At 57.4% G+C, this 14160-nt stretch carries 15 protein-coding genes; 3 read left to right on the top strand and 12 right to left on the bottom strand.

What is annotated here, in order from left to right; all coding sequences use genetic code 11:
- The 6 genes from EV660_RS07465 to EV660_RS07440 all read right to left on the bottom strand — a co-directional run.
- Positions 1-568, bottom strand: a 568-nt coding sequence (locus EV660_RS07465; RefSeq protein ID WP_168800668.1) for a MerR family transcriptional regulator, incomplete at its 3' end; no start/stop codon positions are given.
- 2 nt (positions 569-570) lie between these two features.
- Complete coding sequence (ihfA, locus tag EV660_RS07460) at positions 571-879, bottom strand: integration host factor subunit alpha (RefSeq protein ID WP_071481062.1); 309 nt, start codon at positions 877-879, stop codon at positions 571-573.
- 95 nt (positions 880-974) lie between these two features.
- On the bottom strand, positions 975-1952 hold the full coding sequence (locus EV660_RS07455) for a beta-ketoacyl-ACP synthase III (protein ID WP_071481061.1): 978 nt from the start codon (positions 1950-1952) through the stop codon (positions 975-977).
- Positions 1949-3094 carry a phosphate acyltransferase PlsX gene (gene plsX / locus EV660_RS07450; protein ID WP_071481060.1) on the bottom strand — a complete coding sequence of 382 codons (1146 nt, stop codon included), beginning with the start codon at positions 3092-3094 and terminating at the stop codon, positions 1949-1951. The genes EV660_RS07455 and plsX overlap by 4 nt, the downstream gene beginning before the upstream one ends.
- Before the next feature lie 28 nt (positions 3095-3122).
- Positions 3123-3329, bottom strand: coding sequence for a 50S ribosomal protein L32 (gene rpmF, locus EV660_RS07445; protein ID WP_071481059.1), 207 nt, complete (start codon positions 3327-3329; stop codon positions 3123-3125).
- Between the two features lie 166 nt (positions 3330-3495).
- Positions 3496-4095, bottom strand: a complete 600-nt coding sequence (locus EV660_RS07440; protein WP_232727282.1) for a YceD family protein — start codon at positions 4093-4095, stop codon at positions 3496-3498.
- Between the two features lie 191 nt (positions 4096-4286).
- Here EV660_RS07440 and EV660_RS07435 point away from each other — a divergent pair, with 191 nt between their 5' ends.
- The 3 genes from EV660_RS07435 to cysE all read left to right on the top strand — a co-directional run bounded on the left by EV660_RS07435 (position 4287) and on the right by cysE (position 6528).
- Positions 4287-4736, top strand: a complete 450-nt coding sequence (locus tag EV660_RS07435) for an outer membrane protein assembly factor BamE (RefSeq protein ID WP_232727281.1) — start codon at positions 4287-4289, stop codon at positions 4734-4736.
- 86 nt (positions 4737-4822) lie between these two features.
- Entirely contained in the window at positions 4823-5602 is a 780-nt protein-coding gene (locus EV660_RS07430) for a GNAT family N-acetyltransferase (RefSeq protein ID WP_134013885.1), read from the top strand.
- A 95-nt stretch (positions 5603-5697) separates the two neighbouring features.
- Entirely contained in the window at positions 5698-6528 is an 831-nt protein-coding gene (gene cysE, locus EV660_RS07425) for a serine O-acetyltransferase (RefSeq protein ID WP_071481057.1), read from the top strand.
- 65 nt (positions 6529-6593) lie between these two features.
- Here the strand turns inward: cysE and EV660_RS07420 are convergent, their stop codons facing one another.
- The 6 genes from EV660_RS07420 to EV660_RS07395 all read right to left on the bottom strand — a co-directional run bounded on the left by EV660_RS07420 (position 6594) and on the right by EV660_RS07395 (position 14144).
- Entirely contained in the window at positions 6594-7895 is a 1302-nt protein-coding gene (locus EV660_RS07420) for a pyruvate dehydrogenase complex dihydrolipoamide acetyltransferase (RefSeq protein ID WP_071481056.1), read from the bottom strand.
- 15 nt (positions 7896-7910) lie between these two features.
- Positions 7911-9290 (bottom strand): pyruvate dehydrogenase complex E1 component subunit beta, encoded by a 1380-nt coding sequence (locus EV660_RS07415; RefSeq protein ID WP_071481055.1) that lies wholly within the window; start codon positions 9288-9290, stop codon positions 7911-7913.
- 21 nt (positions 9291-9311) lie between these two features.
- Entirely contained in the window at positions 9312-10301 is a 990-nt protein-coding gene (gene pdhA / locus EV660_RS07410; RefSeq protein WP_071481054.1) for a pyruvate dehydrogenase (acetyl-transferring) E1 component subunit alpha, read from the bottom strand.
- Positions 10302-10427: 126 nt separating this feature from the next.
- Positions 10428-11267 carry a universal stress protein gene (locus EV660_RS07405; protein ID WP_071481053.1) on the bottom strand — a complete coding sequence of 280 codons (840 nt, stop codon included), beginning with the start codon at positions 11265-11267 and terminating at the stop codon, positions 10428-10430.
- A gap of 62 nt (positions 11268-11329) precedes the next feature.
- Complete coding sequence (locus EV660_RS07400; protein WP_071481052.1) at positions 11330-12346, bottom strand: Hint domain-containing protein; 1017 nt, start codon at positions 12344-12346, stop codon at positions 11330-11332.
- A 118-nt stretch (positions 12347-12464) separates the two neighbouring features.
- A complete protein-coding gene (locus EV660_RS07395) occupies positions 12465-14144 on the bottom strand; it encodes a BCCT family transporter (RefSeq protein WP_071481051.1) in 1680 nt (559 codons plus the stop codon).
- Positions 14145-14160: the final 16 nt, after the last annotated feature.

The raw sequence follows: 14160 nt of genomic DNA, 5'->3' as shown, positions 1-14160 counted from the left end.
CCTCAGCCTCAGCCTCAGCCTCAGCCTCAGCCTCAGCCTCAGCCTCAGCCTCAGCCTCAGCCTCAGCCTCAGCCTCAGCCTCAGCCTCAGCCTCAGCCTCAGCCGACACATGGTCAGGTTTCTCCGCTTCGTCAGGTTCCGCGCCAGCCGCTGGAACCTCAGCCTCTTCCGGTTCCACAGCTTCGGGCTGTGGCGGTGTGTCCTTGCTTAGGCCAGATTGATCCCAATCCGTGTGCTGATCGGGCTGTTGTGTGACAGCTTCGTTTTGAATGTCCAGAATATCCTCGGTCGATGCAGGCGCGACGGCCAGCCCGGCAACATGACGTGCGCCCTTTTCGACAAGAAGTTTCTGAACCCCGCGAATTGTCATCCCCTGATCATGTAGCAGCGTCTTTATGCCTGAAAGCAAGGATATATCGGCAGGTCGGTAATACCTGCGACCACCCGCGCGTTTTACAGGTTTGATCTGTGGGAATTTGCTTTCCCAAAAACGCAAGACATGCGCCGGGGTCTGCAATGCATCCGACGCTTCGCTGATTGTGCGAAACGCGTCCGGTGCCTTTCGCATGGTTATTCCTGTCTTCGATTGCCCTCGGCCACACGCTCTTTCATCAGATGCGACGGACGGAAAGTTAGTACGCGACGCGAAGAAATAGGAACCTCTTCGCCAGTTTTCGGATTTCGGCCCACGCGCGCATTCTTGTCACGTACCGAAAAGGTTCCGAAAGATGAAATCTTGACCTGTTCGCCTTTTGCCAGCGCATCCGACACGTGTTGCAATACCGCATCGACCAGCGCAGAGGAATCATTGCGCGACAGGCCCACCTCTCTGAAAACCGCTTCGGTCAAATCCATCCGCGTCAGTGTTTTGCTTGACATCTTATCCCCCGACGATTTGCGATAGCATGGGGGAAAGTGATTTTCGAGTCAATATCAGGGGCTTGCTGCATGGCGTTAAACTGCTTAGCTGCCCCTTACCAACGCAATGCAACCGCGCCCCAACTCAACCCGCCACCGATCGCCTCGGTCAGAATCAGATCGCCCTGCTTGAACCGCCCCTCTGCATTTGCGACTGACAAGGCCAGCGGGATAGAGGCAGCCGATGTATTGCCATGATCCTGCACGGTGACCACGACATTATCCATCGACACGCCCAGTTTCTGAGCGGTTCCTTTGATGATGCGCAGATTGGCTTGATGGGGCACGACCCAATCGACATCTGCCGCAGTCAGCCCAGCTTTCGCAAGCGCATCTGTCGCCGTGCTTGCCAGCTTTTCAACAGCATGGCGGAAGACCTCACGCCCTTGCATGCGCAGTACCCCTGCGGCACCTGTACGCGACACACCGCCATCTACATATAACAAGTCGCGGTAACGCCCGTCCGAATTCAGATCACAGGCCAGCACACCCCGGTCGGCGTTTGTGCCAGCGCTGTCCTGCCCTTCAAGGACCAGCGCGCCAGCCCCATCTCCGAACAGCACGCAGCTGCCACGATCGCTCCAATCCATGATGCGCGAGAAGGTTTCGGCACCGATGACAAGCACGCGCTGCGCCTGTCCCGCAGCAATCAGCCCGCTGGCATTTGCCAGTGCAAATACAAACCCCGCGCAGACAGCCTGAATGTCGAAAGCAAATCCTCGGGTCATGCCCAGACCGGCCTGGACCTGTGTTGCCACAGCAGGAAAGGTGTAATCCGGCGTTGAGGTTGCGACGATAATCGCATCCATGTCATTCGCATCGAGACCAGCATCCGCCAAAGCAGCCCGCGCGGCGTGGATCGCAAGATCAGATGTAAACTCACCCTCTGCCGCGAAATGGCGCCGCTCTATCCCTGAGCGCGACACGATCCATTCGTCGCTTGTGTCCAGCGTCTTGGCAAATTCCGAGTTGGGGACCACGCGCGCGGGCAGATAGTGGCCAGTTCCCCGAATCACAGGTCTTATCACGGTCATGATTGCCCTATCTGTTTGTCGTCATCTGCCTCGCCATCATGGGCGTTGCGGTCTTTCTTGTTCAGCACATTTTCTTGTTGCGCATCGGCGGCCGATGCAAGGCGTTCTGCCATCCGGTCCTGAAAGCCAGAGCGCGCAAGCGTAAAAGCCAGCTTGATCGCGGCCGAAACCCCCGTCGCATCGGCAGAGCCGTGCGATTTCACGACAGTACCGTTCAGGCCCAAAAACACCCCGCCATTCATCCGCCGCGGGTCCATCCGTTTGCGTAAGCGTCCAAGAGGCGCGCTTGCAAAAAGTGCTGCGAGTTTCGAGGGGAGATTGACTGTCAACTCATCTCGCAGCGTGTCGCCAATAAGACGCGCGGTGCCTTCGGCTGTCTTCAGGGCGACATTGCCGGTAAACCCGTCCGTTACAATGACATCGACATGGTCAGACGGCAGGTCATTACCTTCGACGAAGCCTACAAAATCATACCGTCCAATTTCTGCGGCATCTGCAATCAGGCGGGCAGCTTCCTTGATTTCCGCGCGGCCCTTATGCTCTTCGGTGCCGACATTCAACAGGCCCACGCGCGGGCGCGGCGCATCAAACGCGTTTCGATAGTAGGCTGCGCCCATGAGCGCGTATTGCAATAGCGATTCTTCGTCTGCGCGCACATCCGCGCCGACGTCGAGCATGGTGTTGAAACCGGTCTTGCCACGAGAGGGCCATAGGCAGGCGATTGCGGGGCGATGTACGCCATCGAGCTTGCGCAACCGAAGCATGGAGACGGCCATCAATGCGCCGGTATTGCCACAGGAAACCGCCGCCTGCGCGTGATTCTCGCGCAGCGCGGTCAGTGCAGACCACATTGAAGTTTCCCGACCGCGCCGCATGACCTGCGATGGCTTATCATCCATCTGCACAACATCGGGGCTATGATGGATATCGACAATACCCGCAAGCACTGGAAAGCGTGCAACTTGCGCACGCAGTACAGCTTCATCCCCGTGGAGGATGAAGGCGATTTCATCATTCTTCGCAGCCGACAGTGCGCAACCTTCTACAACAGCAGAGGGGCCTTGGTCGCCCCCCATTGCGTCCACGGAAATCGTGACCTTGTTGCTTTCAGTCTGCGTCATGCCATTCGGCGTGCTTGTCATGTGTCACCCCGAACCGGGATACGCAGACTTACGCTGCGTCGTCTTCCAGGTCGACATCACCTGTCTGAGCGACAATCTCGCGGTCATTGTAGTGGCCGCATGACGGGCACACGTGGTGCGGGCGCTTCAATTCGCCGCAATTGGTGCATTCGTTTGGGTTTGCCGCCACTAGGGCATCATGCGCGCGGCGCATGTTGCGACGGGAACGGGTAACGCGGTTCTGTTGAACAGCCATATCAGACCTCTGTATCAGGGCATCCGAACCGTTTGCCCTGTCTGGACGAGTTCCGATGCGAAAGCGAAAGTTGCGATTTGGCGCGGCATACACGGATTGCGCGTTGCTTCCAAGCCCCCAAAGCACGAGCAGCGCAAAATAGTGATCATTTATGACGCTGCAAGTGTTATTTATCTGACTTAGCGCTGTCGTTGTCGGTTTGCGCCAGTTTTGCCTTTAAATCGGCCAGTCCTGCGAAGGGTCTGTGCGTTGTCTCGGGAAGGGGGGCTGAATCGGGCGGGGATTGTTCCAGATAGCCCTGATCTGACAGTTTTGCGTCTTCTGCTCTGGGGAATGGACGGATGGCCAGGGTCAAAGCCTCAATGGCTATGGCGCTGGCATCAATCATTGCACCAAGTGCCTCGACGCTGTCATCCTCCGGCATTTCGATCTCTTGGGCCTGCGGCTCTGGCATGTCGGCAAGGAAGCGGCGCGTGACGCGTTCGTCGATTCGGCTGGTGACCGGGGCAAGTGTGATGGCGCAGGCCTGAACAATCGTGGCACCTAACGTGCCCACCAATTCCCAATCTGATTTGTTGAGTGGGCGTAGTTCTGCCTTGAAGCGAAATTTCTTTACCCCCTCAAGGCCCAGCATTTCGGCGATCTGCTGGCGCAACGCTGCATCTGGCTGTATATCAACATCGTGCCGTTTGCGCCCGCCAAGCTGGCTTACCCGAAAAGGCGGGTGCAACGAAATTGACGTTATGGGTTCAGGTGTCTGGGACAATTTGGGCCATCCTTGTTTCCGGCGCGTTCTCGCTTCCATATAAGCGCTTTCGTTCCTTTCTTGAAGTGCGCGGCGTCCTTGTATATCCCTGATCCTGAAGTAAGCGCGCAGCGTGGGCTGTCAAACCGAATGACGCGCAGGTATTCCGATGATACGAATGCAAGCGTGTAGAGTGAGGAAGCAATAAGTTGATGAAAACACTTGCGATGCGGCTTGTCCTTCCAGCGCTGTTTCTGGCCTTGGCGAGTTGCAGCCCGATACAGCGCTTTCACGGTTATGCGCCGGATGATATGCAACTTGCAGAGATTGAAGTCGCCCGCGACACGCGCGAGACTGTGGCCGAGAAAATTGGCAGGCCAGGCATGACCGGGGTGATGGAAGGGTCTGCCTGGTATTATGTCCAGAGCGATTGGGTAAATGAAGGCTGGCGTCCCCCGGTCGAGGTGCGACGCGAAGTCGTCGCGATTTCCTTTGATGAGGCGGGGCGGGTTTCCAACGTTGAGCGCTTCGGTCAGGAACAGGGCGAAGTGGTTGCACTGTCGCGCCGGGTCACGTCTACCGGGCCTACAGGTATGACATTGTTGCGCCAGTTGCTGGGCAATATTGGCCAGTTCAATCCGGCGCAAATGCTCAGTCGCTAGATATTGCGCGCGCGGGTGGCATTGGCACGTCGCGCGTTGCTTGCCGCAACATCTTGGCTGGCGGCACCACAACTCGGATTGATACTGTGACAAACGCAGAGCGCGGCCAGTCCAATACACCGAAATTCAGCCTTCAGCTGGGTGTTTTCGCGGCAGATTTCGCATCCGGTACAGATCAGATGGAAGCTGTGCAGCGCCTGCGCGCGATGCGGTTTCGCGCACACGCTGCCTCGGGGGATCTGGATCGCTTTGATGCATTATCCGAGCATCTGATGATCACAGTGCCGCCGGATCGGGCTGCAATCGGCGTTGCGCGTTTGCGTATCCTGACAACGCCCGAAGATATTCTCTCCTGCTATTCGGGTCAGTTCTATGATCTGGCAGAGCTTGCGAGAAGTGGCCGCCGTCTGGTGGAAGTTGGGCGTATCTGTATTGATGAAAACCACGCGCAGGATGTGGATGTTGCGCGCGTTCTGCTTGCGTCCCTTGCCCGCATAACGTCGGATTATTCGGCGGATATGCTCATCGGCTGTGCGTCTTTTCCGGGGGCAGAGCCCGCACGTCACCGAAATGCGCTGAACTATCTTTTTGACCGCCATCCTGGTCCCGCGAATGTCAAACCAGGACGCCGCGCAGGGCTGAACCACGTTCTCACAGATGGTGATCATACCCCCCAAGCGACCGATTTGCGCGAGGTCCCGGCACTGTTGCGGCTTTATCTTGGACTGGGGGGATGGGTTTCTGATCACGCGATTTGTGATCATGATCTTGATACTGTGCATGTTTTTACTGCGGTTGAGGTGGCATCCATACCGCGCGCACGCATGCGTGCATTAAAAGCACTGGCGCGCGACGATGTGCGCTGAAATCTTGAGTGGCCGACGTTGTTTTTTTGTCGCGCGAAACTTATATCCTCCGCTACGGGCCAACAGCCAGCTTGCAGCAACCACAGGGAAATAAAATGTCACCGCAAAGCAAGACTGAACAGCAGCACAAGCCCAATATTTCCCGTCTGGACCCGGTCTGGGCGCGCATCCGCGAGGAAGCGCAGCAAGGGGTCGAACGCGAACCGTTGCTGGGAGGGATGTTTCATTCCTCTATTCTTCACCACCGCACATTGGAACAGGCGCTGGCGTTTCGCCTGTCGCAAAAACTGGCCTCGGCGGAAATGTCTGAGCAGATCCTACGCGAGATCATGGATGAGGCGCATGCCGATGACGCCAGCTTGGGCGAGGCAGCGCGCGCCGATATTGTGGCGACATTTGAGCGCGATCCGGCCTGCAACCGGTTCATGAAACCGCTTTTGTATTTCAAGGGCTTTCAGGCTGTCCAAGCCTATCGTATCTCGCATTGGCTGTGCAAACAGGGGCGTGCGGATTTCGCAAGCTTGTTCCAGATGCGGGTGTCCGAGTGTTTCGGTGTCGATATCCACCCCGGCGCGCAGATCGGCAAGGGAATCATGATCGACCATGCCCATTCCATCGTGATTGGCGAAACGGCGGTGGTGGGAGACAATGTCTCGATGCTGCATTCAGTAACTTTGGGGGGCACAGGCAAATCAGATGGCGACCGCCACCCCAAAATCGGCAATGGCGTATTGATCGGGGCAGGGGCCAAGGTTCTGGGCAATATTCATGTGGGCGATTGTGCACGCGTGGCGGCAGGGTCCGTGGTGCTGGAAGATGTGCCTGCGCGCAAGACCGTAGCAGGGATTCCTGCGCGGATCGTGGGCGAGGCAGGCTGTGCGCAACCCTCACTGACAATGGATCAGTTGTTCAAGGGCGAAATCTGAGCAAGGCCGTGCTCTATACTCAGGGTATGACGTAAAAAGGGGGCGCAATCGCCCCCTTTTGCTTTTCAAGCCAGCATTGTGACCGGATTTTCCAGATAGGCGACAACCTCTTTCAGGAATTCAGCCCCCAGCGCCCCATCAATCACACGGTGGTCGACGGACAGCGTCATAGACATGACGGTTGCCACCTTCAACTCGCCATCGCTGCCAACGACAGGCTTCTTCAACCCTGCGCCGACAGCGAGGATAGAGCCATGCGGCGGGTTGATCACCGCATCGAAATTCTCGATCCCGAACATCCCCAGATTGGAAATCGCCATCGCGCCGCCGATATATTCGTGCGGCGCAAGCTTCTTGTTGCGCGCACGGCCAGCGAGGTCTTTCATTTCTGCCGACAGGGCAGAAAGTGACTTGAGATGCGCGTCCTTCAATACCGGCGTGAACAGCCCGCCTTCGACTGCGACCGCGACAGCCACATCCGACGGTTTCAGGCGCAGCATCCGGTCACCGGCCCAGACTGCATTACAATCTGGCACCGCTTGCAACGCCATGGCGCAGGCCTTGATGATGAAGTCATTAACCGACAGTTTGACGCCACGCGCTTCAAGCTGCTTGTTCAGATCACCACGGAACTTCATCAGCGCGTCAAGCTGCACCTCGCGGCGCAGATAGAAATGTGGGATCGTCTGCTTGGCTTCGGTCAAACGGGCCGCGACAGTCTTGCGCATACCATCAAGTTTGACTTCTTCATAATCGCGCCCGTCATACATCTTGGCGACCTGATCCGCTGTTGGCCCAGCGGGCATGGCAGCGCCAGCGGCGGGTTTGGCCGCGCTATCGGCTGGGGCCGCGCTGGCCTGTGCGGGCTTGGCATCTGCCAGATCGGCCTTGACGATCCGCCCATGCGGGCCAGACCCACTGATCTGCGTCAGATCAATGCCTTTCTCTGCTGCAATGCGCCGTGCGAGTGGCGAGGCAAAGACGCGCTGACCATCGGCTTTTGGGGCAGGCGGCGCCGAGGTTTTGGTGCTGCTTTCTGACGGTGCCTTTGTCGGGGCGGCGGCGGCTTCCTGGGTCGCCTGCGGTGCTGCTTTCGACGGAGCACCGATGTCGCTTGCGCTTTCGCCCTCACCCAGCATTACCGCAATCGGCGTGTTAACCTTGACCGCGTCGGTGCCAGCCTCAATGAGGATCTTGCCGATGACACCTTCCTCCACGGCCTCGAATTCCATCGTGGCCTTGTCAGTTTCAATTTCGGCAATGATGTCGCCAGAGGCAACGCTGTCGCCTTCCTTGACCAGCCATTTTGCCAGCGTGCCTTCTTCCATTGTGGGAGAGAGCGCGGGCATCAGGATTTCTGTAGGCATCTTGGTCCCTCCCTGTTAGCGATATGTGACCTTGCGCACGGCTTCGACCACTTCATCCGTCGTTACCAGTGCAAGCTTTTCCAGATTTGCCGCATAGGGCATGGGCACGTCCTTGCCGGTCAGGTTAATGACTGGCGCATCCAGATAGTCGAATGCATGTTCCATCACCACAGAGGTGATGTAATTACCGACCGACCCTTGCGGGAACCCTTCCTCAACGGTGACAAGCCTGTTGGTTTTCATGACCGACGCCAGAATCGCGTCGGTATCCATCGGCCGGATCGTGCGCAGGTCGATCACCTCGACGCTGATGCCATCCTTGGCCAGCCGCTCCGCCGCTTCGAGCGCATAGGTCATGCCAATGCCGAAACTGACGATGGTGACATCCGTTCCCTCGCGCCAGGTTTTCGCCTTGCCGAAAGGCACGGTGAAATCGTCAAGATCCGGCACCTCGAAGCTGCGTCCGTAAAGGATTTCATTCTCAAGGAAAATGACTGGGTTGGGGTCGCGGATTGCGGTTTTCAACAAGCCTTTCGCATCCGCCGCAGAATAGGGCATGACCACTTTCAGACCCGGAATCTGCGCGTACCACGCCGCATAACACTGGCTATGCTGTGCGCCCACACGCGCGGCGGCACCATTGGGCCCACGGAACACAATGGGGCATCCCATCTGCCCGCCTGACATATAAAGCGTTTTCGCGGCAGAGTTGAGGATCTGGTCAATCGCCTGCATGGCGAAATTGAAGGTCATGAATTCGACAATCGGGCGCAAGCCTCCAAAGGCGGCACCAACACCGATACCTGCAAAGCCATGCTCGGTAATGGGCGTGTCGATGACGCGGCGCGCACCGAACTCGTCCAGCAAGCCTTGGGTAATCTTGTAGGCGCCCTGATACTCGGCCACCTCTTCGCCCATGACGAACACTTCGTCAGCATTGCGCATTTCTTCGGCCATCGCGTCGCGCAGGGCTTCGCGTACGGTCTGCGTTTTCATGGTCGTGCCTTCGGGCCAGTCTGGCGTTGTGTCGGCCTTGGGGGCAGCAGGGGCCGGGGCCGCACTCGCAGGTGCAGCGGTCTTGCCCTCTTCCCCCTTCAGCGCCGCAGGAGCGGGGGCTGATGCCGCTTTTGCACTGTCACTGGGGACGTCTTCGCCCTCGGCCACCAATACGGCAATCGGTGTGTTGACCTTGACGCCGTCTGTGCCAGCCTCGATCAGGATCTTGCCCACGACGCCTTCATCGACGGCCTCGAATTCCATCGTGGCCTTGTCCGTCTCGATCTCGGCAATAATATCGCCGGAATTTACAGTGTCGCCCTCTTTCACCAGCCATTTGGCCAATGTGCCTTCCTCCATGGTCGGAGAGAGTGCCGGCATGAGTATTTCGGTTGCCATTGGTTCAATCCTCCCGGCGCTTTAAGCGTAGATATCTGTCCAGAGTTCATCAAGCGCGGGCTCCGGGCTCTCTTTCGAGAATTCGGCTGCCTCGTTCACGATGGCCTTGATCTCTTTGTCGATGGCCTTGAGGTCGTCCTCGGTCGCGTGCTTGCCTTGCAGCAGCAATTCGCGCACATGTTCGATTGCGTCGCGTTCAGTGCGCATTTTCTGCACTTCATCGCGAGTGCGGTATTTGGCCGGGTCGGACATGGAGTGGCCGCGATAACGGTAGGTCATCACCTCAAGAATATACGGCCCCTTGCCAGCACGGCAATGCGCCACAGCCTTTTCGCCAGCGGCCTTGACGGCCAGCACATCCATGCCGTCCACTTCTTCGCCCTTGATGCCGTAAGCCGCGCCGCGTTCCCAAAGCGAAGGCGATTTGGTCGCGCGCTGAACAGATGTGCCCATGGCGTATTTGTTGTTTTCAATCACAAAGATCACGGGCAGATCCCACAACATGGCCATGTTATAGGTTTCATAAACTTGGCCCTGATTGGCCGCGCCATCACCGAAATAGGTGAAGGTAACGTTGTCATTGCCTTTGTATTTGTCGCTGAAGGCCAGCCCCGCGCCCAGTGGAACCTGCGCCCCGACAATGCCGTGACCGCCGTAGAAATGCTTCTCTTTCGAGAACATATGCATCGAGCCGCCCTTGCCTTTGGAATAGCCGCCCTCGCGTCCCGTCAATTCGGCCATCACGCCCTTCGGGTCCATGCCGCAGGCCAGCATATGGCCGTGGTCGCGGTAGGATGTGATGCGCTTGTCACCCTCTTTCGCAGTCGCTTCCAAACCAACGACGACAGCTTCCTGACCGATGTAAAGGTGACAAAAGCCGCCAATCAGCCCCATTCCGTAAAGTTGACCGGCCTTTTCCTCGAATCGGCGGATCAGCAGCATGTCGCGATAATAAGATTGCAATTCCTCAGCAGAAACATTTGATTTCGCAGTGGGTTTTCGTGTGGCCATATGCGGCGCCTCCTCCCGTGAAGCAATAGTTCAATGTTAAACCATTTCTTAGCGCAAAAGATGCATAGTTGCGAGAGTTTTTGCGCATGTCAGCCATGCAGGGGGCACAAGGCTGCTGGAACCCTGTTAATCCGGCTTTGCGACCAGCATATCTGTGGGCGGTGCGCGCATCAGGTCGCGCGCATAATTTCCAAGGGTGTTGGGGTCCCGGCCTGAGTGGCTGCCGATCACAACCAGATCGGGCTTCAATTCGTCGATACGAAATTGGAGGACTTCATGCACGCCACCGGGGACGATTTCGGGCATGGTCAGTGTCTTGGGCAGCCCGTTGAACGTCATGAAAGTCTGGCGCAACAAATCGGCTTCGGTCATTTCAGCGCTTTTCATCACATCCGCTGATGGCAGCTTGGCACTCAGTGGAAGCTGCAATGCGTGAATGGCGTGAAACTCTGCCTCTGGTGCGATTGTTGCGGCAATCTGCAAGGCGTTGGCGGATGCGGGGGCAAACGTGATCGCGCCCAGAACCTTGCCATAGGGGTGCAAGGACTTGTCCTGCGCAATGAGGATGGGGCAGGGGGCGTGCTGTGTGATCCGTTCCAAGTTGGTCAGGCGCACTGTTTCAAGCACCCTGCGCACAACATGCAGCCCAAGCACAATAAGGTCCGCGCCGATATCACGCGCCAGTTTCGGCACAATCTGGCCGGGTTTACCCTTCACGACCTGGCATTCCAAATCCAGTCCCGGGCAGGCGTCTCGCAGTTTTCTGACGACAGCATCGGCTTGTTCGACAGGGGCAACTTGTTTGCGCAGCCGCAGTCGTTGCACTCTGGGTGCGCGCGCTTCGATCACATGGACCAGCACCAGCCGCGCGCCATGTGCACATGCCAGTTGCGCCGCGCGCCCTGTCACGGCAGCAGAGCGCGGGGTAAAGTCTGTTGCAGCAACGATTGTTTTGAGGCGAAACACAGTCAACCTATGCCAGATATGTCATAACGAACCATTACGATTAGCAGATAGTTCATGCCGCGTCACTTTTCTTTCTGACGCAGCAGCGTGTCGCGAATATCAGGTGTCACCTGTTCGGTCGGCAGGTCCTGTGCAAAATGGGCGTGCTGATTCAGATGCGGAAACCGTTCCGACAGGTCTTGTGCCAGCATTTCCGGCAGGCGGGCCACTGTGGCACGCGAGACAAGCATGCTTTCGACCGGTATCCCTTCGACATAGAGTATCTGGTGGTCGTCGAATACCAGATGATAATAGGTCACAAAGCCGCCTTCGCGCTGCAAGACCTTGCGTCCATCGACGAGAGATTGCGCCTGAATCAGCACCTCGGCGCGGCTGCCAAGCCGATCTTGGCCCCGTTGATATAGAAAGATGCGTTGCAGCGGCCCAAGGGTCAAAGCGCCAAGGTTGCCCAACGTGCCGGGGGTAAAGGTCACGGGCGCAAAAGGGCCATGGGCGCGCAGCGTCACCTGCCCGATCCAGCGCAAGGCTTGTGCCCCGTGATCGCGCGTGCGGACCTCCATGCCTGCTTCCAGCGTCTCGACCGGGCAAAGACTGCCATCGCCCATTGTCACCCGCGCGCCAGCGCCGAAACAGCCCTGCACCAGTTCAGACATGCGCAGCGCTGACTCTGTCTGATCCAATGCGATAAGGGCATAGCCTGTTGCGGCGCGCATGGGGGTCAGCGGAAGGAGAAATAGCCTATCACAGCAATCTAGCAAAAGTGCGGTTACAAGTTCGCCATCCGAAGACATCAGCCGCATTTCACCGCATGTCCTGACCGTGCTTCCAGCCGGTAGTCCGGTATGATTGGCACCATCATCTGGCGCGATACGCGTTGCACCGTCGATCTTCAGGCGCAAATGTATCGGCGCTGTGTCACGAGACAGGGTGTAAATATCGCCAAGACAGGCAGTAGCAGGGCTGCTGAGAATATCACCCTCGTTAATGCCCCAAGTGACGTGCAATGCCGCCGCTTCGAACACTTCACATTCATAATGATATACCAAACGAATACCTTTCCGATCTTGGCCTGTCCTCATGCCCTACAGCAGGCTGAAACAGTTTCAAATCGTCAATTGTTCTGCTGTGTTGCTGACTGCAAGACAAAGGGCGCCGATTTCGGCGCCCTTTACCCTTTTGTTTGCCCTCGTGGGGTGTCTAGCGCGGCTCGTCCATAAGCCCCTTGATCAGGGCATAGCAGGCGAAAAGCAGAACGATCGCAAAGGGCAACCCGGTCGAGACAGAGGCCGCCTGAAGCGCGACCAGCCCGCCACCAAGCAGAAGTGTTGCCGCGACCAGCCCCTCGAAGATCACCCAGAATACACGCTGGCTGACAGGTGCGTTGATCTTGCCGCCAGCGGTGATCGTATCAATGACCAGCGAGCCGGAATCCGATGAGGTCACGAAGAACACGATCACCAGCACGATACCGACGACCGATGTGATGGCAGCCAAAGGCAATTCGGACAGCATCCCGAAGAGCGAAAGTTCTGGTACATAGGCGTCGATGACAAAACCGAACACAGCGCTTTCTGTGACCTGATTGATCATCTGGTCGATTGCGGTGCCGCCAAAGGCTGTCATCCAGATGGCCGATACAAAGGTCGGGATCAAAAGCACGCAGGTGATGAACTCGCGTACTGTCCGGCCCCGGCTGACGCGGGCAATGAACATGCCCACGAAAGGTGACCAGCTGATCCACCACGCCCAGTAGAAGGCTGTCCAGCCCTGACGATAGCCGTCATCGTCGCGCCCCACGGGGTTGGACAGGGCAAGGATTTCAGTGAAATAGGCCCCGATATTCCCAAAGAACTGCGTTACCAGAAGCATTGTCGGCCCGACAAGGATTACGAAAGAAAGCAGGATGATTGCCAGGATCATGTTCAGTTCCGACAGCCGCTTCACGCCACCATCCAGACCGCGCAACACCGAAATCAGCGCAAGGCCGGTAATGCCCGCGATCAAGATGACTGCGAATGTGACAGTGTCATTGATCCCCTCAATGCCGAAGACATAGCCAATCCCGGCTGCCGCCTGCTGCGCCCCGAACCCAAGCGAGGTCGCAAGCCCGAACAGGGTTGCGAACACGGCCAGAATATCGATGATATGCCCCGGCCAGCCCCAGATGCGTTCCCCGAAGATCGGATAGAAAATCGAACGAACCGTCAGCGGCAGACCCTTGTTATAGGCAAATAACGCCAGCGAAAGTGCCACAACAGCATAGATCGCCCAAGGGTGCAGCCCCCAGTGGTAGATCGTGGCGGCCATGGCTGTCAGGCGCGCGGCCTCGACTGCTGCGGGGTCAACCAAAGCGCCATCGACAATCCCGATATCGCGCATCAGGGGCTGATCGCCCCAGGGTGTGGCAAAGTAATACGCGGGCTCCAGCACCCCGAAGAACATCAGGCCAATGCCCATACCTGCGGCAAAGAGCATCGCAAACCAGCCAAGATAGCCATAATCGGGTGTCGCATCCGCGCCGCCGATCCGTACCTTGCCCAACGGAGAGATCAGAATGCCAAGGCAGACAATCACAAAGATATTGCCCGCCATCAGAAAGAACCAGTCAAAGCTGGATGTCAGATAGGCACGCAATGCGCCAAGCGCCGGGCCAACCGTGTCCTGAAAAGCCAGTGTGATGATGACGAAGGCGATCACCACAATGCCGGAAATCGCGAAAACCGGGTTGTGAATATCCAGCCCGAAGGGGCCGATTTTTGGTGTTATATTGTCCTGTCCGATTTCATAATCTGTTTCGATGATTTCGGACGCCCCCTCGGGTTCTGGCAGCGCTTCTTCTGCTGCCTCTTGATTGGCGTCATCTTCAAGGTTCGCCATATTTATGTTCCCTTTT

The organism is Roseinatronobacter bogoriensis DSM 18756, from assembly GCF_004366635.1.
In the GTDB taxonomy this organism is placed as follows: Bacteria; Pseudomonadota; Alphaproteobacteria; order Rhodobacterales; family Rhodobacteraceae; genus Roseinatronobacter; species Roseinatronobacter bogoriensis.
The sequence above is the reverse complement of the archived record's forward strand: the minus strand, read 5'-3'. Positions and strand labels throughout refer to the sequence as shown.